General features: G+C 69.9%; 24 protein-coding genes and 1 pseudogene. 24 read left to right on the top strand and 1 reads right to left on the bottom strand.

The annotated features are described in order from the left end of the window. Nucleotides 1-109: 109 nt before the first annotated feature. From AACZ75_RS05650 to AACZ75_RS05550, 21 genes and pseudogenes are all read left to right on the top strand, one after another. On the top strand, nucleotides 110-799 hold the full coding sequence (locus AACZ75_RS05650) for an MgtC/SapB family protein (protein WP_339871761.1): 690 nt from the start codon (nucleotides 110-112) through the stop codon (nucleotides 797-799). A 57-nt stretch (nucleotides 800-856) separates the two neighbouring features. Beyond that, nucleotides 857-1,345 (top strand): annotated as a pseudogene (gene ruvC / locus AACZ75_RS05645) (crossover junction endodeoxyribonuclease RuvC); the annotation flags it as partial. Nucleotides 1,346-1,494: 149 nt separating this feature from the next. Beyond that, a complete protein-coding gene (gene ruvA, locus AACZ75_RS05640) occupies nucleotides 1,495-2,112 on the top strand; it encodes a Holliday junction branch migration protein RuvA (RefSeq protein WP_339871760.1) in 618 nt (205 codons plus the stop codon). Nucleotides 2,113-2,259: 147 nt separating this feature from the next. After that, on the top strand, nucleotides 2,260-3,294 hold the full coding sequence (ruvB, locus tag AACZ75_RS05635) for a Holliday junction branch migration DNA helicase RuvB (RefSeq protein WP_339871759.1): 1,035 nt from the start codon (nucleotides 2,260-2,262) through the stop codon (nucleotides 3,292-3,294). A gap of 63 nt (nucleotides 3,295-3,357) precedes the next feature. After that, entirely contained in the window at nucleotides 3,358-3,738 is a 381-nt protein-coding gene (locus AACZ75_RS05630; RefSeq protein WP_339871757.1) for a hypothetical protein, read from the top strand. Further along, the gene (locus AACZ75_RS05625) at nucleotides 3,735-4,184 is read left to right on the top strand and encodes a YbgC/FadM family acyl-CoA thioesterase (RefSeq protein WP_339871756.1); all 450 of its coding nucleotides are present in this window, start codon (nucleotides 3,735-3,737) and stop codon (nucleotides 4,182-4,184) included. Before AACZ75_RS05630 ends, AACZ75_RS05625 begins: the two co-directional genes overlap by 4 nt. A gap of 129 nt (nucleotides 4,185-4,313) precedes the next feature. Continuing rightward, nucleotides 4,314-5,060, top strand: coding sequence for a protein TolQ (gene tolQ / locus AACZ75_RS05620; protein ID WP_339871755.1), 747 nt, complete (start codon nucleotides 4,314-4,316; stop codon nucleotides 5,058-5,060). A 3-nt stretch (nucleotides 5,061-5,063) separates the two neighbouring features. After that, on the top strand, nucleotides 5,064-5,537 hold the full coding sequence (locus tag AACZ75_RS05615) for a biopolymer transporter ExbD (protein WP_339871754.1): 474 nt from the start codon (nucleotides 5,064-5,066) through the stop codon (nucleotides 5,535-5,537). Between the two features lie 4 nt (nucleotides 5,538-5,541). Next, complete coding sequence (locus AACZ75_RS05610; protein WP_339871753.1) at nucleotides 5,542-6,321, top strand: hypothetical protein; 780 nt, start codon at nucleotides 5,542-5,544, stop codon at nucleotides 6,319-6,321. A gap of 131 nt (nucleotides 6,322-6,452) precedes the next feature. After that, nucleotides 6,453-7,817, top strand: a complete 1,365-nt coding sequence (gene tolB / locus AACZ75_RS05605) for a Tol-Pal system beta propeller repeat protein TolB (RefSeq protein WP_339871752.1) — start codon at nucleotides 6,453-6,455, stop codon at nucleotides 7,815-7,817. 145 nt (nucleotides 7,818-7,962) lie between these two features. Beyond that, a complete protein-coding gene (gene pal, locus AACZ75_RS05600; protein ID WP_339871751.1) occupies nucleotides 7,963-8,508 on the top strand; it encodes a peptidoglycan-associated lipoprotein Pal in 546 nt (181 codons plus the stop codon). A 79-nt stretch (nucleotides 8,509-8,587) separates the two neighbouring features. Continuing rightward, nucleotides 8,588-9,439 (top strand): tol-pal system protein, encoded by an 852-nt coding sequence (locus AACZ75_RS05595; RefSeq protein ID WP_339871750.1) that lies wholly within the window; start codon nucleotides 8,588-8,590, stop codon nucleotides 9,437-9,439. After that, nucleotides 9,430-10,737 (top strand): tRNA lysidine(34) synthetase TilS, encoded by a 1,308-nt coding sequence (gene tilS / locus AACZ75_RS05590; RefSeq protein ID WP_339871749.1) that lies wholly within the window; start codon nucleotides 9,430-9,432, stop codon nucleotides 10,735-10,737. The genes AACZ75_RS05595 and tilS overlap by 10 nt, the downstream gene beginning before the upstream one ends. Before the next feature lie 64 nt (nucleotides 10,738-10,801). Further along, nucleotides 10,802-12,727, top strand: a complete 1,926-nt coding sequence (ftsH, locus tag AACZ75_RS05585; protein ID WP_339871748.1) for an ATP-dependent zinc metalloprotease FtsH — start codon at nucleotides 10,802-10,804, stop codon at nucleotides 12,725-12,727. A gap of 121 nt (nucleotides 12,728-12,848) precedes the next feature. Next, nucleotides 12,849-14,069, top strand: a complete 1,221-nt coding sequence (locus AACZ75_RS05580) for an acyltransferase family protein (RefSeq protein ID WP_339871747.1) — start codon at nucleotides 12,849-12,851, stop codon at nucleotides 14,067-14,069. 61 nt (nucleotides 14,070-14,130) lie between these two features. Further along, a complete protein-coding gene (locus tag AACZ75_RS05575; protein ID WP_339871746.1) occupies nucleotides 14,131-14,784 on the top strand; it encodes a hypothetical protein in 654 nt (217 codons plus the stop codon). Between the two features lie 7 nt (nucleotides 14,785-14,791). Continuing rightward, nucleotides 14,792-15,097, top strand: coding sequence for a transcriptional regulator (locus tag AACZ75_RS05570; RefSeq protein WP_339871745.1), 306 nt, complete (start codon nucleotides 14,792-14,794; stop codon nucleotides 15,095-15,097). Further along, entirely contained in the window at nucleotides 15,094-15,912 is an 819-nt protein-coding gene (gene folP / locus AACZ75_RS05565) for a dihydropteroate synthase (RefSeq protein WP_339871743.1), read from the top strand. The genes AACZ75_RS05570 and folP overlap by 4 nt, the downstream gene beginning before the upstream one ends. 14 nt (nucleotides 15,913-15,926) lie before the next feature. Then, nucleotides 15,927-16,739 carry a bifunctional hydroxymethylpyrimidine kinase/phosphomethylpyrimidine kinase gene (gene thiD, locus AACZ75_RS05560; RefSeq protein ID WP_339871741.1) on the top strand — a complete coding sequence of 271 codons (813 nt, stop codon included), beginning with the start codon at nucleotides 15,927-15,929 and terminating at the stop codon, nucleotides 16,737-16,739. Further along, nucleotides 16,736-17,320: a nucleotidyltransferase family protein gene (locus AACZ75_RS05555; protein ID WP_339871739.1), complete on the top strand. Its 585-nt coding sequence runs from the start codon at nucleotides 16,736-16,738 to the stop codon at nucleotides 17,318-17,320. Before thiD ends, AACZ75_RS05555 begins: the two co-directional genes overlap by 4 nt. Next, a complete protein-coding gene (locus tag AACZ75_RS05550; protein WP_339871738.1) occupies nucleotides 17,320-18,129 on the top strand; it encodes a PhzF family phenazine biosynthesis protein in 810 nt (269 codons plus the stop codon). Before AACZ75_RS05555 ends, AACZ75_RS05550 begins: the two co-directional genes overlap by 1 nt. A 63-nt stretch (nucleotides 18,130-18,192) precedes the next feature. On the opposite strand, the gene AACZ75_RS05545 is transcribed toward AACZ75_RS05550, so the two are convergent. Then, entirely contained in the window at nucleotides 18,193-18,711 is a 519-nt protein-coding gene (locus AACZ75_RS05545; RefSeq protein WP_339871737.1) for a hypothetical protein, read from the bottom strand. 227 nt (nucleotides 18,712-18,938) lie between these two features. Here AACZ75_RS05545 and AACZ75_RS05540 point away from each other — a divergent pair, with 227 nt between their 5' ends. Genes AACZ75_RS05540 through AACZ75_RS05530 form a run of 3 tightly spaced genes read left to right on the top strand, consistent with a single transcriptional unit; the run spans nucleotide 18,939 to nucleotide 21,375 of the window. Further along, on the top strand, nucleotides 18,939-19,244 hold the full coding sequence (locus AACZ75_RS05540) for a hypothetical protein (RefSeq protein ID WP_339871736.1): 306 nt from the start codon (nucleotides 18,939-18,941) through the stop codon (nucleotides 19,242-19,244). After that, entirely contained in the window at nucleotides 19,245-19,925 is a 681-nt protein-coding gene (locus AACZ75_RS05535; protein ID WP_339871735.1) for a response regulator transcription factor, read from the top strand. It begins immediately after the preceding gene. Between the two features lie 10 nt (nucleotides 19,926-19,935). After that, nucleotides 19,936-21,375, top strand: coding sequence for a sensor histidine kinase (locus AACZ75_RS05530; RefSeq protein ID WP_339871734.1), 1,440 nt, complete (start codon nucleotides 19,936-19,938; stop codon nucleotides 21,373-21,375). Nucleotides 21,376-21,462 lie beyond the last annotated feature (87 nt).

Here is a 21,462-nt window from a genome sequence, read left to right as displayed (position 1 = left end):
GGGCAGGACAGCGCCTCCCGTCCCGGTCGCCATCGAACGGGCCGGAGTCCTTGATCGTGGCGCGCTGCCGGGACTAGGCTAAAGATTCGTCAGTTGTCGGAGCGAATTCATGATCGATATGGGGCTGGTCTGGCCGGTGCTGGCGGCGATGACGGCCGGGGGGCTGATCGGGGTCGAGCGGACCTATCACGGCCATCCGGCGGGCTTCCGCACCCATATCCTGGTCTGTATGGCCTCGTGCCTGCTGATGCTGGCCGCCATGCACCAGAGCCAGTGGGGCTTCGTGGCCTTGCCCGGACAGACGGTGGTCATCGATCCGACCCGGATGGCGCATGGCCTGCTGACCGGCATCGGCTTCCTCTGCGCCGGGGTGATCTTCCGCGAGGGGTTTTCGGTCAAGGGCCTGACCACGGCGGCGTCGCTGTGGATGACCTCGGCCATCGGGGTACTGTTCGGCGTCGGCATGCTGCAACTGGCCCTGATCGGCTCGGTGGCGACCCTGGCGGTGCTGGCCATCCTGCGGCTGCTGGATGCGCAACTGCCGCACATCGGTGTGCTGGACCTGCATCTGCGCTGGACCCGCGGCAGCGCCCCCGATGAGGTGGCCCTGCGTGCCCTGTTGCGCGAGAACGCCCTGAAATGCGTGCAGATCGGCCATGTCGTCAGTCCGGACGGTCAGTTGCACGAGCAGCATATCAAGGCGCGGGGGCAGATGCCGCTGGACATCGACGCCCTGGTGCGGCGGCTGTCGGACACCCCCGGCCTGGCCGGGTTCTCGGTCATTCCGCGCGACAATTGAGGCCGCGCGCGCGCTGGTCATTGTTCGGTAACCGCGATTGGGGCATGAATGGAACGAATGACGAACGTTCCGATTCCTGCTGCGACCCGTATCCTGGGTCTGGACCCCGGTCTGCGCCGCACCGGCTGGGGCGTGATCGTGGCCGAGGGGTCACGGCTGCGCTGGGTCGCACACGGGGTGGTCAGTCCGCCCGAGGCTGCGCCGTTCAGCGAGCGACTGTTGTTTCTGCTCGAGGCGGTCGGCGAGGTCTGTGCCGCCCACGGCTGTGACGAGGCGGCGATCGAGGAGGTGTTCGTCAATATGAACCCGGCCTCAACCCTGAAGCTGGGCCATGCCCGGGCGGCGGTGATGCTGGCCCCGGCGCGGGCCGGTCTCAGCGTGGCGGAGTATGCGCCGAACCTGATCAAGAAGGCGGTGGTCGGGGCCGGCCACGCCGACAAGAGCCAGATCGCCTTCATGGTCAAACGCCTGCTGCCGGCCGCCGGAGACGTGAAGGCCGACGCGGCCGACGCCCTGGCCGTGGCCATCACCCACGCCCAGCTGCGGCGTCTGAAGCTGCTCATTCCGCCCCCGCTGGGGGCGGGGGACCGCGAAGCGGTGGTGGGGGCCAGCCCTGGACACGGTGTCGGCGGTAAGCCCCCTCCGTCACGGCGCGCAGTCGCGCCGCGCCACCTCCCCCAATGGGGGAGGAGCACATGATCGGCCGTCTCAGAGGCATGCTGGCCGAGGTCGAGGAGGGGCATTGCCTGATCGACTGCGCCGGGGTCGGCTATGTCGTGGCCTGCGGGGCGCGCACGCTGCAGCGGCTGCCGGCCCCGGGCGACGAGGCGGTGCTGCATATCGAGTCCAGCTGGTCGGCCGAAAACGGCCCGCGGCTGTACGGCTTTCTGACCCGCGACGAGCGGCGCGCCTTCACAACCCTGACCGGCATCCAGGGGGTGGGACCCAAGGCGGCCCTGTCGGTGCTGGATGTGCTGCCGCCGGCCGATCTGGCGGCGGCGGTGGCGCGGGACGACAAGGCGGCGGTGGCCCGGGCCAATGGCGTCGGCCCCAAGCTGGCGCTGCGCATCGTGCTGGAACTGAAGGGCAAGTCGCTGGGCGAGGTGTCGTTCACCCCGGGCGGCCCCGGCGTTCACGCCGAGGCGGTCGCCCCGGTGCCCAGCGTCACTGGCGAGGCGGTTTCGGCGTTGCTGGGTCTGGGCGTGGCCGAGGTCAATGCCCGCCGCGCCGTCGATCACGCCCTGACGCGGCTGGGCGAGGATGCCGACCTGTCGGCGGTGATCCGCGCGGCCCTGCAGGAGCTGGGGCGGTGAGTTTGTTCACCGCTCATCCCGGCGAAAGCCGGGACCCAGTGTTTTGGGCCCACCGGTCTCACCGGCGATGCGCCGACTCTGGTCCCTCGCAGCCTGCCTTCCGAAAGAACTGGGTCCCGGCGTTCGCCGGGATGAGCGGGTGTTGGGATGACTGAGGACAGGCTTGTGGACGCGGCCCCCGCCCCCGGCGAGCCGCATGACCGGGCCCTGCGGCCGCAGGTGCTGGCGGATTTCGTCGGTCAGGAGCAGGCCAAGGGCAATCTGAAGGTCTTCATCGAGGCGGCGCGCGGGCGTGGCGAGGCGATGGACCATGTGCTGCTGTTCGGGCCGCCGGGACTGGGCAAGACCACCCTGGCCCAGATCGTGGCGCGCGAGCTGGGCGTCGGCTTCCGCACCACCTCGGGACCGATCCTGGCCAAGGCCGGGGACCTGGCCGCGATCCTGACCAATCTGGAACCGCGCGACGTGCTGTTCATCGACGAGATCCACCGGCTGGCCCCGACGGTCGAGGAGATCCTCTATCCGGCGATGGAGGACCATGTGCTGGACCTGATCATCGGCGAGGGGCCGTCGGCGCGGTCGGTGCGCATCGACCTGGCCCCCTTCACCCTGGTCGGGGCGACGACGCGGGCCGGGCTGCTGGCCACGCCACTGCGCGATCGGTTCGGCATTCCGCTTCGGCTGGAATTCTACACGGCCGAGGAGTTGATGCGGGTCATCAGCGGGGCGGCGCGCAAACTGGGCGTGGGCATGACCGATGACGGCGCGCGCGAGATCGCCGGCCGCTCGCGTGGCACGCCGCGGGTGGCCGGGCGGCTGCTGCGGCGGGTGCGCGACTTCGCCGGGGCCGAGGGGGCGGCGACCATCGACGGCCGGGTGGCGGCGCGGGCCCTGGCGCGGCTGGAGGTTGACGAGGCGGGGCTGGATTCGCTGGACCGGCGTTTCCTGCGCGCCCTGATCGAGAACTATGGCGGCGGGCCGGTGGGGATGGACACCCTGGCCGCGGCCATTGCCGAGGCGCGCGACGCGGTCGAGGATGTGATCGAACCCTATCTGCTGCAGCAGGGCTTCATCCAGCGCACGCCGCGTGGACGGATGGCCTGCGCCCGGGCCTATGAGCATCTGGGCCTGACCGCCCCGCCGGCCGGACCGGAGCAGGCCGGGCTGTTCGGCGGCAAGTGATCGCGGGCGGGTCTTCACCCCGTCGACAAAGCCGGTCATGCTGGGGCTTCGGACGGAGGCGGCATGCGGCGACGGGCAATACGGATCGACAGGCTGATCGCGGTGCTGGGCCTGGCCGTGCTGGTTCTCGGCGGCGCACTGCTGTGGCTGGCCACCCGGGGACCCACGCCCGGCGTGATGAGCGAGCCGGTGTCGGACCGGGTCCTGCGTCAGGCCCGCGAACAGCTGGGCCCCCGGGCCGAGGTGCAGTTGATCGAGGCCGGCAGCGGCCGGGTCGTCTGCGGCTATGTCGCCGCCGAGCCGCGCGGGGCGGCGGTGGGCTTCGTCTCCCGACCCAACCGGATGTTGCTGAGCCAGGATCCGTTGAGCACCGAGTTCCGCGCCATGCTGGCGGCGGACTGCCCCAATTTCCCCGAACCGGTACACGCGCGGCCGCACCCATGACCGACACCCCCACCGCCGGCCGGTTCGACGGCCGCGATCACCTGCTGCCCGTGCGGGTCTATTACGAGGACACCGACTTCACCGGTCTGGTCTATCACGCCAACTATGTCCGCTATCTGGAGCGGGGGCGGTCGGACTGTCTGCGGCTGATGGGGATCGGCCATGCCGACCTGCTGGACGGTGACCAGCCGATGGCCTTTGTGGTCTCGACCCTGGAGCTGAAATTCCTCAAGCCCGCCCGGATCGACGACGCCCTGGTGGTGCGCACGACCTATCAGGCGATCAGGGGGCCGCGGCTGCTGATCGCGCAGTCGGTCGAGCGCGCGGACGCCGTCCTGTGCCGGGCCGAGGTGGTGGCGGTGTGCATCCATCTGGACGGACGGCCGTGCCGACCGACCCGCGCATTGCTGGAAAAGGTCCGGCCGTGGCTGCCCCCGCAAGCTTGACCGTTCACGATCCTGTCAGGTGTAAGCAGGTGACGGAATCGCCGGGTCCGGCTAGACCCGGCCTCAATGCCACACAAAGGTCACGCCAGCCCGCTGGATAGGGTCGCAGACCGTGCCGAGGATTGAACCATGACCGTGCCCGCCGACGCCTCGATGATCAATCCCGTGGCGCTGTTTCTCGCCGCCGACTGGGTGGTGAAGGTCGTGATGATCGGCCTGGGCGTGGCCTCGCTGTGGTCGTGGACCGTGATCATCGACAAGGCGGTGCGGTTCGCGACCCTGAACCGCCAGGCCGCGGCCTTCGAGCGTGAAGTCGCCTCGGGGCGTCCGCTGGAGGAGATCGCCAATCGTGCCGGTCCCGAGCCGGTCCACGCCCTGCCGCGCATGCTGGTGATCGCCATCACCGACTGGCGCGAGGCCCGCAAGGGCGGCACCCTGACCGAGGGTCAGGGCAATATGCTGATGGCGCGGATCGACCGGGCCCTGGACGCGACCATCGCCCGCGAGGGCCAGCGCATCGAGGAAGGCCTGGGCGTGCTGTCGGTGGTCGCGACCTCGTCACCCTTCATCGGCCTGTTCGGCACGGTCTGGGGCATCATGAACGCCTTCGACGCCATCGCCACGGCCGGCAACACCAATCTGACCACGGTGGCCCCGGCCATCGCCGAGGCCCTGTTCGCCACGGCGATCGGTCTGGCGGCGGCCATTCCGGCCTATATCGCCTACAACAAATTCTCGATCGACGCGGGCAAGTTCACCGGCCGGCTGGAGAGCTTCGCCGACGACCTGCAGGCCGCCGTGGCCCGGCGTCTGGGCGGCCCGACCCCGCCCGCCGCTGCGCCCACGGTCGACACCAGCTACAACCGGGGCGTCTGACCCATGGCAATGGGTGGAGCCGGGGGCGGCGGACATGTGCGGGGACGACGGCGCGCGCGCAAGCGGCCGCTGAGCGAGATCAACGTCACGCCGCTGGTCGATGTGATGCTGGTGCTGCTGATCATCTTCATGATCTCGGCCCCGCTGTTGACGGTCGGCGTGCCGGTCGACCTGCCCAAGACCGAGGCCGGGGCCGTGGAGCAGAGTCGCGATCCGGTCAGTCTCTCGATCGACCGCAACGGCAATATCTTCGTCGGCGAGAGCGAGACCCGGTGGGAGCAGCTGATCCTGCGCGTGGCGGAGTCGGCGGGCGAGACGGGGCGCGAGACGCCGGTGTTCATCCGCGCCGACGGCGCAGCCCCCTATCAGGCCGTGGCCCGGGTGATGGCCCGGCTCAGCGCCTCGGGCTTCACCAGGCTGAACCTGATCACCGATACCGCCCCCCAGGGCAGCCCCGCGTCCGATCCGGAGGGCTGACCCCTTGCGCCGGCCCAGTCCCGCGATCCTCGGCTCCATCGCCCTGCACGCGGGGGTGGTCGCGCTTGCCTTCGTGACCTTTGACCATCGCGACGCGCTGAAGCCGATGATCACGGCGGTGCCGGTGACGATCGTGTCGGACATGGTCATCGCCGCCGCGGCTCCGGACAATCCGGCCGAGACCCCGAGCGACGAGGACGCCTCGACCGCGCCGGTCGCCGAGGCCGAGCCGCTGCCGACGCCACCCGAACCGGTCCCGGCGGTTCCGTCGCCGACCCCGACCCCGACGCCGCGTCCGGCCGAACCCACGCCACCGCGCGCGACCCCGACCCCGCCCCGGCCGACACCGACGCCACCGCGTCCGGCCCCGCGTCGCGAGGAGCCTAGCCTCGATCTGGATGCCCTGGCCGGTGCGCCGCGCACCACCCCCAATCGCGGCCGGGCCCCGGCAACGGGCCAGCAGGGCAGTGGATCGGCCTCGCAGGCGACCGGTCCGCAGTCCACGGCCTTTTTCAACCAGGTCTATGCCAACTGGATCCTGCCCTGCGACATTCCCGGGGCCAATGAGTTGCGGATCCAGATCGATGTGACCCTGTCCGGCGACGGACGGATCACCTCGGGGCCGACCCTGGTGTCGCCGCGGTCCGACGCCGTGTATCGGGCCGCCGCCGACGGCGCGATCCGGGCCCTGCGCCAGACCGCCCCCTTCGACGTGCCGTCCGGTTTCGAGGGCGGGGCGTTCCGGCCCATCTTCAACACCGAACGCGCCTGCCGCGGCCGCTAGACCGTTTTTCGGTTCAAACCGGAACGACCGGTCCCGCCGTCCTCAAAGTCGCCCCATTCGGACCGATGACTGGTCATTCGGGCCCGGTCTGGCGATAAGGACGGGTCGAACTGAATCTGCCGGAGTGAACCATGCGTCTCAATCGTCTTCTCGCAACGGTCGCGGTCCTGGCGATGGCGGTGCCGTGGGCTGCCCAGGCCCAGACCCCGACGCCGGGACAGCCGGTCGAGGTCGAGATCGACCAGGGCGTCCTGCGCCCCCTGCAGATCGCCATCGCGCCGTTCGCCGGCCAGAACGGGGCCGAGCTGGCGGGCGTGGTCCGGGGCGACCTGCGCCGGTCGGGCTATTTCGAGCCGCTGGATCCGGCCAGTTTCGTCGAGACCGGCCTGACCCTGGCCAATGCACCGAACTTTCCGCAGTGGACGGCGATCGGGGCCCAGGCGGTGCTGTACGGCAGCGTCACCCCGCGGCCCGACGGTCGCAACGACGTCGGCTTCCGCCTGTATGATCCTTACCGCCAGTGCCAGCTGGTCAGCTACCAGTTCACCGCCACGCCCGAGCAGTGGCGCCGGATCGCCCACAAGATCGCCGACGTCGTCTATCAGCGGATGACCGGGGAATCCGGCTTCTTCGACAGCCGGGTGATCTTCGTGGCCGAGAGCGGCACCCAGCTGAACAAGCTGAGCCGCCTGACCATCTCGGACCAGGACGGCTATAATCCGGTGTTCCTGACCCAGGGCGACGAGGTGATCATGTCACCGCGCTTCTCGACCTCGGACCCGGACGAGATCACCTATGTGGCGCTGGGCCGGGACTACAGCCGGATCTATATCTACAACCTGTCGACCGGCCGGCGCGAAAGCCTGGGCGAGTTCGACGGCCAGGTGCTGGCTCCGCGCTTTTCCAACGACGGGACGCGCATCGCCTTCTCGATCATCAAGGGCGGCAATACCGACGTCTGGGTCATCAATCTGCGGACCCGGCAGCTGTCGCGCCTGACGTCGGATCCCGGCATCGACACCTCGCCCTCGTTCAGCCCGGACGGATCGCAGATCGTGTTCAACTCGGACCGCACCGGCACGCCGCGCCTCTATGTGATGCGGTCCGACGGCTCGGGCCAGCGCCCGATCTCGCGCGGCGGCGGCATCTATACCTCGCCGGCCTGGAGCCCGCGCGGTGACATGATCGCCTTCACCAAACAGTCGGGCGGACGGTTCTCGACCGGGGTCATGAATACCGACGGCTCGGGCGAGCGCCTGCTGTCGTCCAGCTATTTCGAGGAGGGGCCGTCATGGGCCCCCAACGGCCGCTATGTGATGTTCGCGCGCTCGGCACCCGGCGGTGACGCCCGGCTGTGGACCGTCGATCTGAGCGGCCGGGTGGTGTCCCAGGCGGGCTATGCCGGACGGGGCTCGGACCCGGCCTGGTCGCCGCTGCTGGACGGTCCGCCATCCAATATCGGCTTCAACCAGAGCCCGGACAGTTGTCCCAACTGACCGGGGCACCGGCTTTCGGAGAACCCGCCGCTCAACAGTTCGTTATCCCGTGATCGCGGCGGGTGAATTGGCTGGATCGCCGTCCGTAGTCCACTATAGCCGAGCTTAAGTGCCCGATTTCAGAACCCTGCCAGGAGACGACCTGATGAAAACCTCGACCTTTTTGCGTCTCGCCCTCGTCGGCGTCGCCGTTACCGCCATGGCCGCCTGTGCACCGCGCCGCGCGGTCGAGGGTGCCGTGCCGACCGCCCCGACCGGTCCGCAGTACCCGACCGCCCCGACCGCGCCGGTGACCGGTACCCCCGTGGGATCCGTGATGCCCGGCTCGGAGCAGGACTTCGTCGTCAACGTCGGCGACCGGGTCTATTTCGACCTCAACCAGTACCAGATCCGCCCCGAGGCGTTCGCCCGCCTCGACGCCCAGGCCCAGTGGCTGCAACGCTATCCGCAGGTCACGGTCCGGATCGAGGGCAATGCCGACGAGCGCGGCACCCGCGAGTACAACCTGGCCCTCGGCGCCCGCCGCGCCGAGTCGGTGCGCAACTATCTGGTCGACCGCGGTATTCCCGCCGGCCGGATCGACACCATCAGCTACGGCAAGGAGCGCCCGATCGCTGAAGGCTCGAACGAGGCCGCCTGGGCGCGCAACCGCAACGCCCACACCGCCATCGTCTCCGGCGCGCCGCGCTGATACCGACTCTCCTCCCTGCCGCGACGCGGCGGGGAGGAGCCGCCTTGCGAGTGCCGCAAAACGGTGGGACCGTTGATCCATGATGCTGAAGCCTGACCTGTTCCGCTCGAAGACGGCCGTGCTGACGGCGGTCGGTCTGGCGCTCATCGCCGGCACGACCGTCGCCCAGACCGTGCCCACCGAACCGATCCAGTGGGACAAGCGCCGGCTGGAGCAGCTGGAGCGCACGGTCCGCCGCGTCGACCGGGCCCTGACCCAGTCCAGCGCCGCCGGCGAACCCTTCATTCTGCAGACCGATCCCGAGGTTCTGGCCCTGCAGGGCCGGGTCTCGACCCTGGACCGGCGCGTCAATGACGTCGAGGCGACACTGCAGCGCGTCAACGGTGACGTCGAGCGCCTGACCTTTCAGCTCGAAGAGGCCGCGCGGGACAATGCCGCGCTGCGCACGCGCCTGACCGATTTTGAGCGGCGGGTGAAGGCGATCGAGGATGCGGCCCGGGCCGAGGCGGAGCTCAACGGACCGATCGCAGCCCATTCGCCGACCGGCAACGCCGCCGGGGACCTGGCCGCGGCCATACGTCTGGTCACCGCCGAACCGGCCCGCGGGGGGCGGGCCCTCGAGACCGTCGTGGTGACCTGGCCCGACACGCCCCAGGCCCGTGAGGCCAATGTGGCCCTGGGCGATCTGCGGGTCGCGGCCCGTGACCAGGCCGGCGCGGTCCAGGCCTATGCCGCGGCCCTGAGCGGCTGGCCCCGGACGTCGTGGGCCGCCGAGACGACCGTGAAGCTGGCCGCGGCGCTGGAAGCGAGCGATCGCGACACCCAGGCCTGTGGCGCGCTGGGCGAGTTCACCCGCCGCTATGCCGAGGGGGCGACCGCGGCCCTGCGGACCCGGGCCACGCAGGTGAAAACCCGCGCCGGGTGCAGCTGACGCCGGTCGGGGCCGACACGACGACTCCGGCCGCCGGTCTGGCGTCGCGGGTCTTCGAGCGGCTGGATGCGCGTCTTGAATTTCATGTTGAGCGTCCCGTCGTCCTGGCCCTGTCCGGCGGCGGCGACTCCATGGCCCTCCTGGATCTGGCGGCACTGTGGGCCGCGCGGCGCGGACGTCGGCTGCTGGCCGTTACCGTCGACCACGGACTGAGCCCCGCAAGCGGACGCTGGAATGCCATCGCCGCGCAGGCGGCAGCCGCGGTCGGGGCCGAATGGCGCGGCATTCGCTGGGACGGCCCCCGGCCGTCGACCGGCCTGCCGGCGGCGGCCCGGGCGGCGCGCCATGCGCTGATCGCCGACGTGGCGCGGGCGGCCGGGGCGCGGGTCATGCTGTTCGCCCATACGTCGTCCGATGTGGCCGAGGCCGACTGGATGCGGGCGCGGGGTTCGAGCCTGGGCCGTATTCGCGCCTGGGCCCCGTCGCCGGCCTGGCCCCAGGGACGGGGGCTGATGCTGCTGCGGCCGCTGCTGCCGGAGAGTCGTGAACGGGTGCGGACCTATCTGGCCGAACGCGGGCTGGGCTGGGTCGAGGACCCGGGCAATGTCGATCCGCGCTATGCCCGCAGCCGGGCGCGCCAGGACCTGGCCGCCGCCGGGGCGATCCCGGTCGCGCCACCTCTGCCCCGGACGATCCGGGGACCGGCCCCCCGGGTCTCGCCGATCGGCGTCATCCAGCTGTCGCGCGCGGCCAGCGCCCGGACCCTGGCCAAGGCCGCGGTCTGCGCCGGCGGCGGCAGTCGCCCGCCCCGCAGCGAGCGCCTGACCCGGCTGCTGGTCCGGCTGGCAGCGGGCGAGGACTTCACCGTGGCGATGTGCGGCGCGCGCATCGAGGCGGTGGGGCCCCGCGTCACCCTGATGCGCGAGGCGGGGGAGTTCGTGCGGTTTCCGCCGACGCCGCAGGTGGTGACGACGGGCGGTCGTCTGGTCTGGGACGGACGGTTCGAGCTGACGGCGCTGGCGGGCGGGACCCGGGTGGTGGCCGCCGCCGGTCGGCTGGCGCAGCTGTCGCCCGAGGATCGCCAGCGTCTGGCGCGCCTGCCGGCCGCGGTCCGGCCGACCCTGCCTGTCCTGATCCGGGAAGGATCGGATGCACCGGTTCTTGCAGGGCGGGCCGGTGACGCCCGGTGTCTGGTCGGCGAAAGGCTGGCGCTGGCACTGGACGAAACGCCGCATGAGTCGGGCCTTGGTGACGCGCTGCATGGCGCAAAGCCTCCGGACCCCCTATTTTCTGTCTGAACCATCCCAGACCGGCCCGGCACCTTCGCCGAACCGGCTTGCAAGACAAGCGACCGAGGACCGAATGAACCTTCGCAACATGGCCATTTTCAGCGCCATTCTCCTGATGCTGCTGGCTGCGACCCTGCTGTTTGACCGGGAAGGCCTGACGCCCGGGGCCGATGGCGCGACCGCGGCCAAGCCGGCGATCATCAACTATTCGGAACTGGTCGCCGCCGTCGAGGGCGGTCAGATCACCGACGCGGTGGTCAAGGGCGACGAGATCACCGGCACGCTGAAGGACGACAGCACATTCACCACCATCACCCCCTATCCGAACCTGGAGCTGGTCGAGTCGATCCGGGCCTCGGGGGCGCAGGTCGACGTCAAGACGACGAAGTCGCCGTGGTGGATGGGGGCGCTCAGCCTGCTGCTGCCGGTCGGCCTGATCATCGTCTTCTGGCTGTTCATCATGAACCGGATGCAGGGCGGCGCGCGCGGGGCCATGGGCTTCGGCAAGTCCAAGGCCAAGCTGCTCACCGAACACAAGGGCCGCAAGACCTTCGAGGACGTGGCCGGGGTGGATGAGGCCAAGGAGGAGCTGTCCGAGGTCGTCGAATTCCTGAAGGATCCGGGCAAGTTCCAGCGTCTGGGCGGCAAGATTCCCAAGGGGGCCCTGCTGGTCGGACCGCCCGGCACCGGCAAGACGCTTCTGGCCCGCGCCGTGGCCGGGGAGGCGGGCGTGCCCTTCTTCTCGATCTCGGGCTCGGACTTCGTCGAGATGTTCGTCGGCGTCGGCGCGTCGCGGGTGCGCGACATGTTCGAACAGGCCAAGAAGAACGCCCCCTGCATCATCTTCATCGACGAGATCGACGCGGTCGGTCGCCACCGGGGTGCCGGTGTCGGCGGCGGCAATGACGAGCGCGAACAGACGCTGAACCAGCTGCTGGTCGAGATGGACGGCTTCGAGTCCAACGAGGGCATCATCCTGATCGCCGCCACCAACCGGCCCGACGTGCTGGATCCGGCCCTGCTGCGCCCGGGCCGTTTCGACCGCCAGGTCGTGGTGCCCAATCCCGACGTCGGCGGTCGCGAGAAGATCCTGCGGGTTCACATGAAGGACGTGCCGCTGGCCGCGGACGTCAACGTCAAGACCATCGCGCGCGGCACGCCCGGCTTCTCGGGGGCCGACCTGGCCAACCTGGTCAATGAGGCGGCGCTGATGGCGGCGCGCAAGGACCGGCGCATGGTCACCCACCGTGATTTCGAGGACGCCAAGGACCGGGTCATGATGGGGGCCGAGCGCAAGTCCATGGCCATGAACGAGGAAGAGAAGCGGCTGACCGCCTATCACGAGGGTGGCCACGCCATCGTCGCCATGAACGTCAAGATGGCCGACCCGGTGCACAAGGCCACGATCGTGCCGCGCGGCCGGGCCCTGGGCATGGTCATGCAGCTGCCGGAAGGCGACCGCTATTCGCTGAAATACCAGCAGATGATCGACACCATCGCCATCATGGCCGGCGGCCGGGTGGCCGAGGAGCTGATCTTCGGCAAGGCCAACATCACCTCGGGGGCCTCGTCGGACATCCAGCAGGCGACCAAACTGGCGCGCCGGATGGTGACCCAGTGGGGCTTCTCCGACGTGCTGGGCACGGTGTCCTACGGCGAGAACGAGCAGGAGGTCTTCCTCGGCCATTCCGTGGCCCGCAGCCAGAACGTCTCCGAGGAGACGTCGCGGATCATCGACGCCGAGGTCAAGCGGCTGGTCACCGACGGCTGGAACGAGGCCCGCAAGATCCTGAAGAAGAAGTCCGGCGATCTCGAGAAGCTGGCCCAGGCCCTGCTGGAATACGAGACCCTGTCGGGCGACGAGATCCGCGACCTGCTGGAAAAGGGCATTCTGCCCAACCGCGACGAAAGCAGCTTCCCGGTCGCCGGTCCCTCGGTTTCGGTGCCGATTACGCCGGCGACGGAACCGGCACCGGAGGCCGCGCCGACGGTTCACTGATACGGGGCGATCCCCCGGAGAGGCGCGTGGCCCGGCTGCGCGCCTCTCATTTTGACCAACAAGTTTGCAATTCAAACAAGTCTATGCGACACCCGTCCGGTCGATGCAGGGAGGTGCGCGCATGACCAGGATTCAACGACCGGCGGATGACCGCCTGCACGGGCTGGACGCCCTGCGCGGCGCGGCCCTGTTGCTGGGGGTCGTGCTGCATGCCGCCCTGGCCTATTTCCCGGTCACGATCTGGATCGTGCCGGACACCGACAATTCGCCGGTTGCCGGCGTGCTGTTCTTCGCCATCCACCTGTTCCGGATGACCAGCTTCTTCCTGATCGCCGGCCTGTTCGCCCATATGATGCTGCACCGGCGCGGCCCCGTCGGCTTCATCCGGGACCGGCTGGTGCGGATCGCGGGGCCGCTGTTCGCCCTGTGGGCCCCGATCTTCGCGGCCTTCGTCGCGGTGCTGATCTGGATGGCGGCGATCCGCAACGGCGGGGCGATCCCGACCGGCGGCCCGCCGCCGCCGGCGATGACGGTCGGAAACTTTCCCCTGACCCATCTGTGGTTCCTGTGGGTGCTGCTGATCCTCTACGTCGCCATGCTGGTGCTGCGCGCGCCCTTCGCCGCGCTGGATCGCGGCGGCGGCTGGGGCCGGTTCATCGACCGGATCACGGGGGCCCTGATCGGGCCATGGACACCGGCCCTGATGGCCGCGCCGCTGGCGGTCGCCTTCTGGCTGGCCCCGGACTGGATTCCCTTCTTCGGCATTCCGACGCCGGATACGGGTCTGGTGCCCAACCCCGTGGCCCTGACGGCCTTCGGGTCCGCCTTCGGCCTCGGCGTCCTGCTGAACCGCCGCCGGGATCTGCTGGCCCGCATCGAGCGACTATGGCCGGTGTTCACCGTCATGGCCCTGGGGGTCGGTGCCGGGGCCCTGGTGCTGGCGGGCGGGCCCGTTCCGCAGCTTGAGCCGGTGACCGATCCGGCTCTCAAGGCGGCGCTGGCGGCAGCCATGGCCCTGGCCGTCTTTGCCTCGACCTTCGCCGTCCTGGCCCTGGCCCTGCGGTTTGCCTCGGGTCGCAGCGCCGTCCGTCGCTATCTGGCCGACGCCTCCTACTGGATCTATCTGATCCATCTGCCGCTGGTGATGGTTGGTCAGGTGCTGGTGGTGAATGCGGTGCTGCCGTGGTTCGTCAAGTTCGGCCTGGTGATCGGCGGCACGATGGTCGTCAGCCTGCTGACCTACGAACTGCTGATCCGCCACTCCTTCATGGGCCGCTGGCTGAACGGTCGACGCGTCCCGTGGCGTCGCCCGGCGGTCGCCACCGCCGTGCCCGCCGAATAGCTTGCCAACATCGGCCGGCTCGTCCACCTCCGGGGGGCGCGCCGGTCCCGGAGAATCGCCCATGCCGACCAAGTCCGCCAAGCCTCACCCGCATTCCGCCGAGGATGATCTCGCCTTCATGCGCTCGATCGTCGAGGGCGGCTGGCGTCCGCCCCTGACCCTGGCCGTCTGCTATCTGGCCGGCGGCCTGCTGTACGGTCTGCAGTGCCTGTTTCATGTCGGTCAGGCGACCGGGCTGATCCGCTGGCCCGACCTTGCCAACCTTTCCTTTGTCGCCGGGATCACGATCGCCTTCCTGGCGGTGCTGACCTGGGCCATCCTCAGGGATCGCCGGGACGGCCCGCCCAATCGCGGACCGTTGGCCGCCCGCACGCTGAGCGCCGCCTTCAGCGCCACCGGCATGGCCAACCTCGCCGTGCTCATCGTGTTCGGCGTGGGGGCGGTGCGGGACCAGGACTTCGCGATCTGGCTCTATTACGCATCCATCGTTTTCGCCCTGCAGGCCGCGGCCTGGTACATGGCGTGGACGCTGAAGCGGAAGGGCTGGATGCTGGCCACGGCACTGGGCGGCTGGGCCACGGCGGTAGCCCTGGGTGTGCTGGTGCGCGAGCCCCTGTGGTACCTCGGCGTCTGCACCGTCGCCCTGTTTGCCCTGTTCGCCCTGCCGGGCTGGATCATGGTCCGCGACGCCCGCGCCGCGTCGACGGGCGGGTGAGTCCATCATGGGTGTCGCCGACCTCGGCAAGATCGACGACGTCATCCACGGCCGCATGCGGCTGGGGATCATGGTCTATCTGGCGGATTCCGAGAGCGCCGAATTCACCGAGCTGAAGACGGCGCTGGAGGCGACCCAGGGCAATCTGTCGGTTCATCTGAAGAAACTGGAGGAGGCGGGGTTCGTCACCCTTGCCAAGAGCTTCCACAACAACAAGCCGCTGACCCGTGTCTCGATCACGGCCCAGGGACGGACCGCGTTCGGGGCCTATCTGGAGGCGCTGGCGGGATTGATCGGCGGCGGCAGCACATGAGTCGGCCGCAGGTCATGGGCATCGTCAATGTGACGCCCGACAGCTTCTCGGACGGCGGGCGGCTGGCCACGGTCGAGGCCGCCGTCGCTCATGGTCTGACGCTGGTGAGGCAGGGGGCGGACATCCTCGACATCGGTGGTGAGAGCACCCGGCCGGGGGCCGCGCCGGTCAATGCCGCCGAGGAGATGGCCCGGGTCCTGCCTGTGATCACCGGACTGCGTGCCCGCTGGGCCGGGCCGATCAGTATCGACACGATGAAGCCCGAGGTGGCCCGGGCGGCGGTCGCGGCCGGGGCCACGATCTGGAACGATGTGACGGCCCTCGGGGCGACCGACAGTGCCGCGGTGGCGGCCGAGACCGGCTGCACCGTGGTGCTGATGCATATGCGGGGCGAGCCCCGGACCATGCAGGCCGACCCCCGCTATGACGATGTGGTGGCCGAGGTGGGCGACTGGCTGGCCGGACGCGCCGGGGCGGCGATGGCGGCCGGGGTGGCGCGCGAGCGTATCTGGCTGGATCCGGGCATCGGCTTCGGCAAGACACCGGCGCACAATCTGGCCCTGACCGCCGGTCTGGAACGGCTGATCGCGCGCGGCTTTCCGGTGCTGTACGGGGCCAGCCGCAAGCGGGTGATCCAGTCGATCGACGCGTCGGCGGTCGAGGCCGGGGACCGGCTGGGCGGGTCGCTGGCCCTGGCGCTGGCGGCGGCGCGGCGCGGGGCGGCGGTGATCCGCGTCCACGACGTGCGCGAGACGGTCCAGGCCCTGGCGGTGCAGGCGGCGGTGAACGCGGGCTTGCCCGGCCGGCCGGACTGACGCATCTGACGGGGATGGCTTCCGCTCCCCAGTCCCTCGGACGCGTCCTGATCATCGCCGGCTCGGACTCGGGCGGCGGGGCGGGACTGCAGGCCGACATCAAGGCCGTGACCATGCTGGGCGGCCATGCGGCCACGGCCGTGACGGCCATCACCGTGCAGAACACCCTGGGGGTTCACGGCGTGCACCCCCTGCCGCTGGACCTGATCGCGGCCCAGGCGCGGGCGGTGCTGGATGATATCGGCACCGATGCGATCAAGACCGGCATGCTGGGCACGGCCGAGGTGGTCGAGCGGGTCGCGGCCATTCTCGATACCTCGGATGCGCCGGTGGTGGTCGATCCGGTGATGATCGCCAAGGGCGGCGCGCCGCTGTTGCAGGCGGCAGGTGTCGCCGCGGTCCGCTCGCTGCTGGTGCCGCGCGCCGCCCTGCTGACCCCCAATGCCCCCGAGGCCGAGGCCCTGACCGGGATTACCGTGACTGATCTGGACGGCCAGCGCCGGGCGGGCGCGGCCCTGCTGGCGCTGGGGGCGAAGGCGGTGCTGATGAAGGGCGGTCATGTGCCGGGCGAGACGGTCATCGACCTGCTGCTGACCCCGGACGGCGAGACGGCGATGGAGGGGCCGCGCCTCGACACCCGTCACACCCACGGCACCGGCTGTACCCTGGCCAGTGCCTGCGCCGCCGGGCTGGCCAGGGGCCTGACACTGGACATCGCCGTGGCCGGGGCCCGGGCCTATGTGTTCGAGGCCATTCGCCGGGCCCCGGGACTGGGCGGCGGGCACGGGCCGCTGGACCACGGCTGGCCGCTGAGGGACCGGACATGAGGGATCTGGAAGCCCGGCTGGCGACCATCGTCCGGGACAATCCCGAGCTGATGCAGGCGCTGACGACCGTGCGCGGGCTGGACCTGCCGGACTGGCGGGTGTTCTCGGGGGCCGTCTACCAGGCGGTCTGGAATGCGCAGACCGGTCGACCGGTCGGCTATGGCATCAAGGACTATGACCTGGGCTATTTCGACCCGGACACCAGCTGGGACGCCGAGGACGTCGTGATCAAACGGGTCGCCGCCGCCTTCGATGCGCCGCTGCGGGACCTGGTCGAGGTGCGCAACCAGGCGCGGGTGCATCTGTGGTTCGAGGCGAGGTTCGGCGAGCCGTACGACGCCCTGCCCGACACCGACACGGCCCTGTCCCGCTTCGTCGCCCCGGCCTTCGCCGTCGGGGTGCGGCTGGAGGCCGATGACACGATCAGCGTCGCCGCCCCGTTCGGGCTGGAGGATGTGTTCGCGATGACCCTGCGGCCCAATCCGGTGCGTGGCGTGGCGCGCGGATGGCAGCGGACGGTGGACAATGCCCGGGGGCGCTGGCCGGAAATCACCGTGATCGAACCTGAAGAGCCAGACTGATGCGCCAGTGGACCGTCGACGCCTTTGCCTCTGCCCCGTTCCGGGGCAACCCGGCCTGTGTGGTCGAACCGTTCGACGTCTGGCCCGAGGCCGGCTGGATGCAGGCCCTGGCGATGGAGAACAACCAGGCCGAGACCGCCTTTCTGCGGCGCACGGCCGATCCGGCGCGCTTCGATCTGCGCTGGTTCACTCCGGCGACCGAGGTTGATCTGTGCGGGCATGCCACCCTGGGCGCGGCCCATGTGCTGCTGGCCGAGCTGGGATCGACGGCGGCGCGGTTGACCTTCGACACCCGCTCGGGGCCGTTGATCGTGGGGCGGCGGGGCGAGGGCTATGAGATGGACTTCCCCGCCGATCCGCCGCGCCGCACGGCGGTGCCCGAGGGGCTGGTCGAGGCGCTGGGAGTCGTTCCGGTCGAGGTGCGGGCCGGGCGCTATCTGGTGGCGGTGCTGGCCGATGCGGCGGCGGTGCGGGCGGTGAGCCCGGACTTCCGGCGGCTGGCGACGATCCGGGGCGAGGCGGGCGAGGCCGGTCATGTGATCGTCTGTGCCCCGGCCGATGCGGCCGACGGCGTCGATGTCATCGACCGCTTCTTCGCGCCCGGCTGTGGCGTCGACGAGGATCCGGCCACCGGCTCGGCCCACTGTCTGCTGGGACCGATGTATGCCGAGGCGCTGGGGCGGCCGGTCGTGCGCTTCCTGCAGGCCTACCCCGGGCGTGGCGGCGAGATCGAGACCGAGGCCGCGGGCGAGCGGGTGCTGATCCGGGGGCGGGCCGTGACCGTGCTGGAGAGTGTGATCCGGGCCTGACCACGGCAAAGGGCGCGACCCTTGCGGATCGCGCCCTCGACATCCGGGGAGGATGGTCGGCGTCTAGTTGTGGCGACCGTTGCGGTCGTAACGATCGCGGCGGTCATGACGGTCGTTGCGATCATACCGGTCATGCCGGTCATTGCGCTCGTAGCGGCTGTTGCGGGTCTGGCGGTCGTTGCGCTCCATGCGGATCTGCATCGACAGGTGGTCGAAGCGACGATCCAGGTCGGCCATTTCCCAGCGATCGAGGCCGTTGCGACGATAGCGCGACTCGAGCCGGGCGATCTGGTTGAACTCATGACGCAGCCGGGCGGCTTCACGACGCGTCAGCGAGCCGTTGCGAACACCGACGTCGATGCGACGGTCGAGGTTGGCCTGACGACGGTTGATCGCCTGCCAGGCGGGCTGGTTGTAACCGCGGTTGTAGCCGGCGTTGTGGCCGTAGCCGTAGGCGGGGCTCGTGCCGAAGCTGATGGTCAGGCCGGACTGGCGGGCCGGGCCATACGACTGGGCCATGGCGGGCACGGCGACCGAGGCGGCGGCCAGGACGAGGGCGGGGAGAAATGCTTTCTTGATCATCGGGTCTGTCCTTCCGTAGGTCGCAGACCGGGGGGGCTGCGTTGGAATGAACACTGCACCCTGGCGGCTGAGCCTGATCTGAACGGTGCGGGTCATCTGCGGTTCATGTTCCGGCGCGGGTCGGGACCGCGGTCGCCGATTTCGGGAACGGACTGCCCATCACGATCAATTCTGCCTAGGGTGGACGTTCAGCCGCCGTTCAGAGGCTGAGGCCTAGACCCGTGTTCATGACCCGCATCCGTGTTCTTATCCTCGCCGTCCTGATGACCGCCACGCCGCTGGCCGATGCGGTGGCGCGGGACCTTGACCAGTCGCGCGACCGCCGCGAGGAGTCGCGTCAGCGCCAGGACGAGCGCGAGCAGCGGATCAGCCTGGCCGAGGCGGAACGCAGTGTCCGCGCCGGGCGGCCCGGGCGCTATCTGAACGCCAGCGACCGCGGCAATGTCATTGTGGTGCGCTGGGCCTATCCGGATGGCCGGATCGCCGACATTACCGTGGACGCGCGCAGCGGCCGCATCATTGGAGAACGCTGAATGCGCGTGCTGCTGGTTGAAGATGACGTCGACCTGTCCCGTCAGCTGAAGGGCGCGCTGGGCGATGCCGGCTATGCGGTGGATCATGCCGCCGACGGCGAGGAGGCGCATTTTCTCGGCGACACCGAACCCTATGATGTGGTGGTGCTGGATCTGGGCCTGCCCAAGGTCGACGGCGTCTCGGTGCTGGAACGCTGGCGGCGCGACGGCAAGACCACGCCGGTGCTGATCCTGACGGCCCGCGGGGCCTGGTCGGACAAGGTGGCCGGGTTTGACGCCGGGGCCGACGACTATCTGACCAAGCCGTTTCACACCGAGGAACTGCTGGCGCGGCTGCGGGCCCTGCTGCGCCGTTCGGCCGGTATCGCCTCGGCGACCCTGGCCTGTGGCGACCTGCGGCTGGATCCGCGCGCGGCCCGGGCCAGCGTCGGCGGCGAGCCGCTGCGCCTGACCTCGCTGGAGTACCGGCTGCTGCACTATCTGATGATGCACCAGGGCCGGGTGATCAGCCGGACGGAGCTGGTCGAGCATCTGTATGATCAGGACTTCGATCGGGATTCCAACACCATCGAGGTGTTCGTCGGCCGTTTGCGCAAGAAGATCGGGGCTGACCGCATCGAGACGGTGCGCGGCCTGGGCTACCGGCTGACCCCGCTGGCCGGCGAGTCGGACACGGACTGATCGGGCCGCCATGACGGGCAGCACGGACGTTGAGCCGGACGCGCCGGCCCTGAAGCCGTCCTGGGGGCGCTGGTTCGGACGACCGGGCCAGTCCCTGACCCGCCGTCTGATCTGGCTGGCCTCGGCCTGGATCATGATCGCCCTGGTGGTGACCGGGCTGGTCCTGACCTCCCTGTTCCAGGAATCGGCGCTGCGAAGGCTGGGCAATACGCTGAGCGACACCATCGACGAGGTGGTGGTGGCGTCAAACGTGAGCGGCGACACCGTCGTCACCTCGGAAATCAAGGATGCGCGTTCACTGCGGCCCCTGTCCGGGAAATACTGGGCGGTGGCCGAGCCGACCGCCGACGGGCGGCTGCGCATGCTGGTGCGCTCCGACTCCCTCGCCGGAGCCGACCTGATCGTGCCGGCCGACCTGCCGCCGCGGTTGAGTGCCGCCTTCGGTCAGACCATCACCTACAATGCCGCCGGTCCACGGGGAGAGCCGTTGCGGGTCGCCGCCAGCATGAAGCAGATGCCCGGCCGCACCCGGCCGGTGGTGTTCATGGCCGGTATCGACCGGTCGGACGTCGAAAGCGATGCGCGGCAGTTCGCCACCGTGACCTGGGTGGTGCTGCTGATGATGGGGCTGGGTCTGGCGGCGGCGGTGCTGATCCAGGTGCAGATCGGCCTGCGCCCGTTGTATTCCCTGCGCAACGAGATCGCCGACGTCCGCAAGGGCAAGACGGCGCGCATCGTCAACCGCTACCCCCTCGAAATCCAGCCGCTGGCCGACCAGGTCAACCGGCTGCTGAGCCACAACCAGGAGACGGTGGAACGCCAGCGCACCCACGTCGGCAATCTGGCGCATGCGCTGAAAACACCGCTGTCGGTGATGCTGGCCGAGGCCGGAACCGCCGAGGGGACCCTGCCCGACATGGTGCGTCGCCAGTCCGACATCATGAAGGCCCAGGTCGATCACCATCTGCGTCGGGCGCGCGCCGCGGCCCGGGCCCAGTCGATCGGGGAACGCACGCCGATCGCCGGGGTCATCGACGAGATGGCGGTAATGCTTGAGCAGGTGTTCGAGTCCAGGGGGGTCGAGATCGACTGGCGGGCGCCCGATGACCTGGATTTCCGCGGCGAGCGGCAGGACCTGCAGGAAATTCTGGGCAATCTGATCGAGAACGCCTGCAAATGGTCGACGCGCCGGGTGCGGGTGGTGGCGACGCCGTCCGGACCGGGGCAGATGACGGTGGTGGTCGAGGACGATGGTCCCGGCCTGCCCGAGGACCAGCGCGACGAGGTGCTGAAGCGCGGCGCGAGGCTGGATGAGAGCGCGCCCGGTTCCGGACTGGGCCTGTCGATCGTCGATGAACTGGTCCGGGCCTACGAGGGCCGACTGACGCTGGCGTCCAGTGCCATGGGCGGGCTCAAGGTGATTGCCGAACTGCCTGCCGCGGAGAGCTGAACGGCTCGCGCCGATCCGCGGAACCTGGGAAGCAGATATTAACCCTATTCCGCCAGATTGCCGCATTCGGAGCAGTTTCCGGTCCTG

Source organism: uncultured Brevundimonas sp. (genome assembly GCF_963975535.1).
GTDB lineage: Bacteria > Pseudomonadota > Alphaproteobacteria > Caulobacterales > Caulobacteraceae > Brevundimonas.
The sequence above is the reverse complement of the archived record's forward strand: the minus strand, read 5'-3'. Positions and strand labels throughout refer to the sequence as shown.

Coding starts and splice junctions, on each gene's coding strand:
- AACZ75_RS05650 (WP_339871761.1), top strand. CDS start 110: ATGATCGATATGGGGCTGGTCTGGCCGGTGCTGGCGGCGATGACGGCC.
- ruvA (WP_339871760.1), top strand. CDS start 1,495: ATGATCGGCCGTCTCAGAGGCATGCTGGCCGAGGTCGAGGAGGGGCAT.
- ruvB (WP_339871759.1), top strand. CDS start 2,260: ATGACTGAGGACAGGCTTGTGGACGCGGCCCCCGCCCCCGGCGAGCCG.
- AACZ75_RS05630 (WP_339871757.1), top strand. CDS start 3,358: ATGCGGCGACGGGCAATACGGATCGACAGGCTGATCGCGGTGCTGGGC.
- AACZ75_RS05625 (WP_339871756.1), top strand. CDS start 3,735: ATGACCGACACCCCCACCGCCGGCCGGTTCGACGGCCGCGATCACCTG.
- tolQ (WP_339871755.1), top strand. CDS start 4,314: ATGACCGTGCCCGCCGACGCCTCGATGATCAATCCCGTGGCGCTGTTT.
- AACZ75_RS05615 (WP_339871754.1), top strand. CDS start 5,064: ATGGCAATGGGTGGAGCCGGGGGCGGCGGACATGTGCGGGGACGACGG.
- tolB (WP_339871752.1), top strand. CDS start 6,453: ATGCGTCTCAATCGTCTTCTCGCAACGGTCGCGGTCCTGGCGATGGCG.
- pal (WP_339871751.1), top strand. CDS start 7,963: ATGAAAACCTCGACCTTTTTGCGTCTCGCCCTCGTCGGCGTCGCCGTT.
- AACZ75_RS05595 (WP_339871750.1), top strand. CDS start 8,588: ATGATGCTGAAGCCTGACCTGTTCCGCTCGAAGACGGCCGTGCTGACG.
- ftsH (WP_339871748.1), top strand. CDS start 10,802: ATGAACCTTCGCAACATGGCCATTTTCAGCGCCATTCTCCTGATGCTG.
- AACZ75_RS05580 (WP_339871747.1), top strand. CDS start 12,849: ATGACCAGGATTCAACGACCGGCGGATGACCGCCTGCACGGGCTGGAC.
- AACZ75_RS05575 (WP_339871746.1), top strand. CDS start 14,131: ATGCCGACCAAGTCCGCCAAGCCTCACCCGCATTCCGCCGAGGATGAT.
- AACZ75_RS05570 (WP_339871745.1), top strand. CDS start 14,792: ATGGGTGTCGCCGACCTCGGCAAGATCGACGACGTCATCCACGGCCGC.
- folP (WP_339871743.1), top strand. CDS start 15,094: ATGAGTCGGCCGCAGGTCATGGGCATCGTCAATGTGACGCCCGACAGC.
- thiD (WP_339871741.1), top strand. CDS start 15,927: ATGGCTTCCGCTCCCCAGTCCCTCGGACGCGTCCTGATCATCGCCGGC.
- AACZ75_RS05555 (WP_339871739.1), top strand. CDS start 16,736: ATGAGGGATCTGGAAGCCCGGCTGGCGACCATCGTCCGGGACAATCCC.
- AACZ75_RS05550 (WP_339871738.1), top strand. CDS start 17,320: ATGCGCCAGTGGACCGTCGACGCCTTTGCCTCTGCCCCGTTCCGGGGC.
- AACZ75_RS05545 (WP_339871737.1), bottom strand. CDS start 18,711: ATGATCAAGAAAGCATTTCTCCCCGCCCTCGTCCTGGCCGCCGCCTCG.
- AACZ75_RS05540 (WP_339871736.1), top strand. CDS start 18,939: ATGACCCGCATCCGTGTTCTTATCCTCGCCGTCCTGATGACCGCCACG.
- AACZ75_RS05535 (WP_339871735.1), top strand. CDS start 19,245: ATGCGCGTGCTGCTGGTTGAAGATGACGTCGACCTGTCCCGTCAGCTG.
- AACZ75_RS05530 (WP_339871734.1), top strand. CDS start 19,936: ATGACGGGCAGCACGGACGTTGAGCCGGACGCGCCGGCCCTGAAGCCG.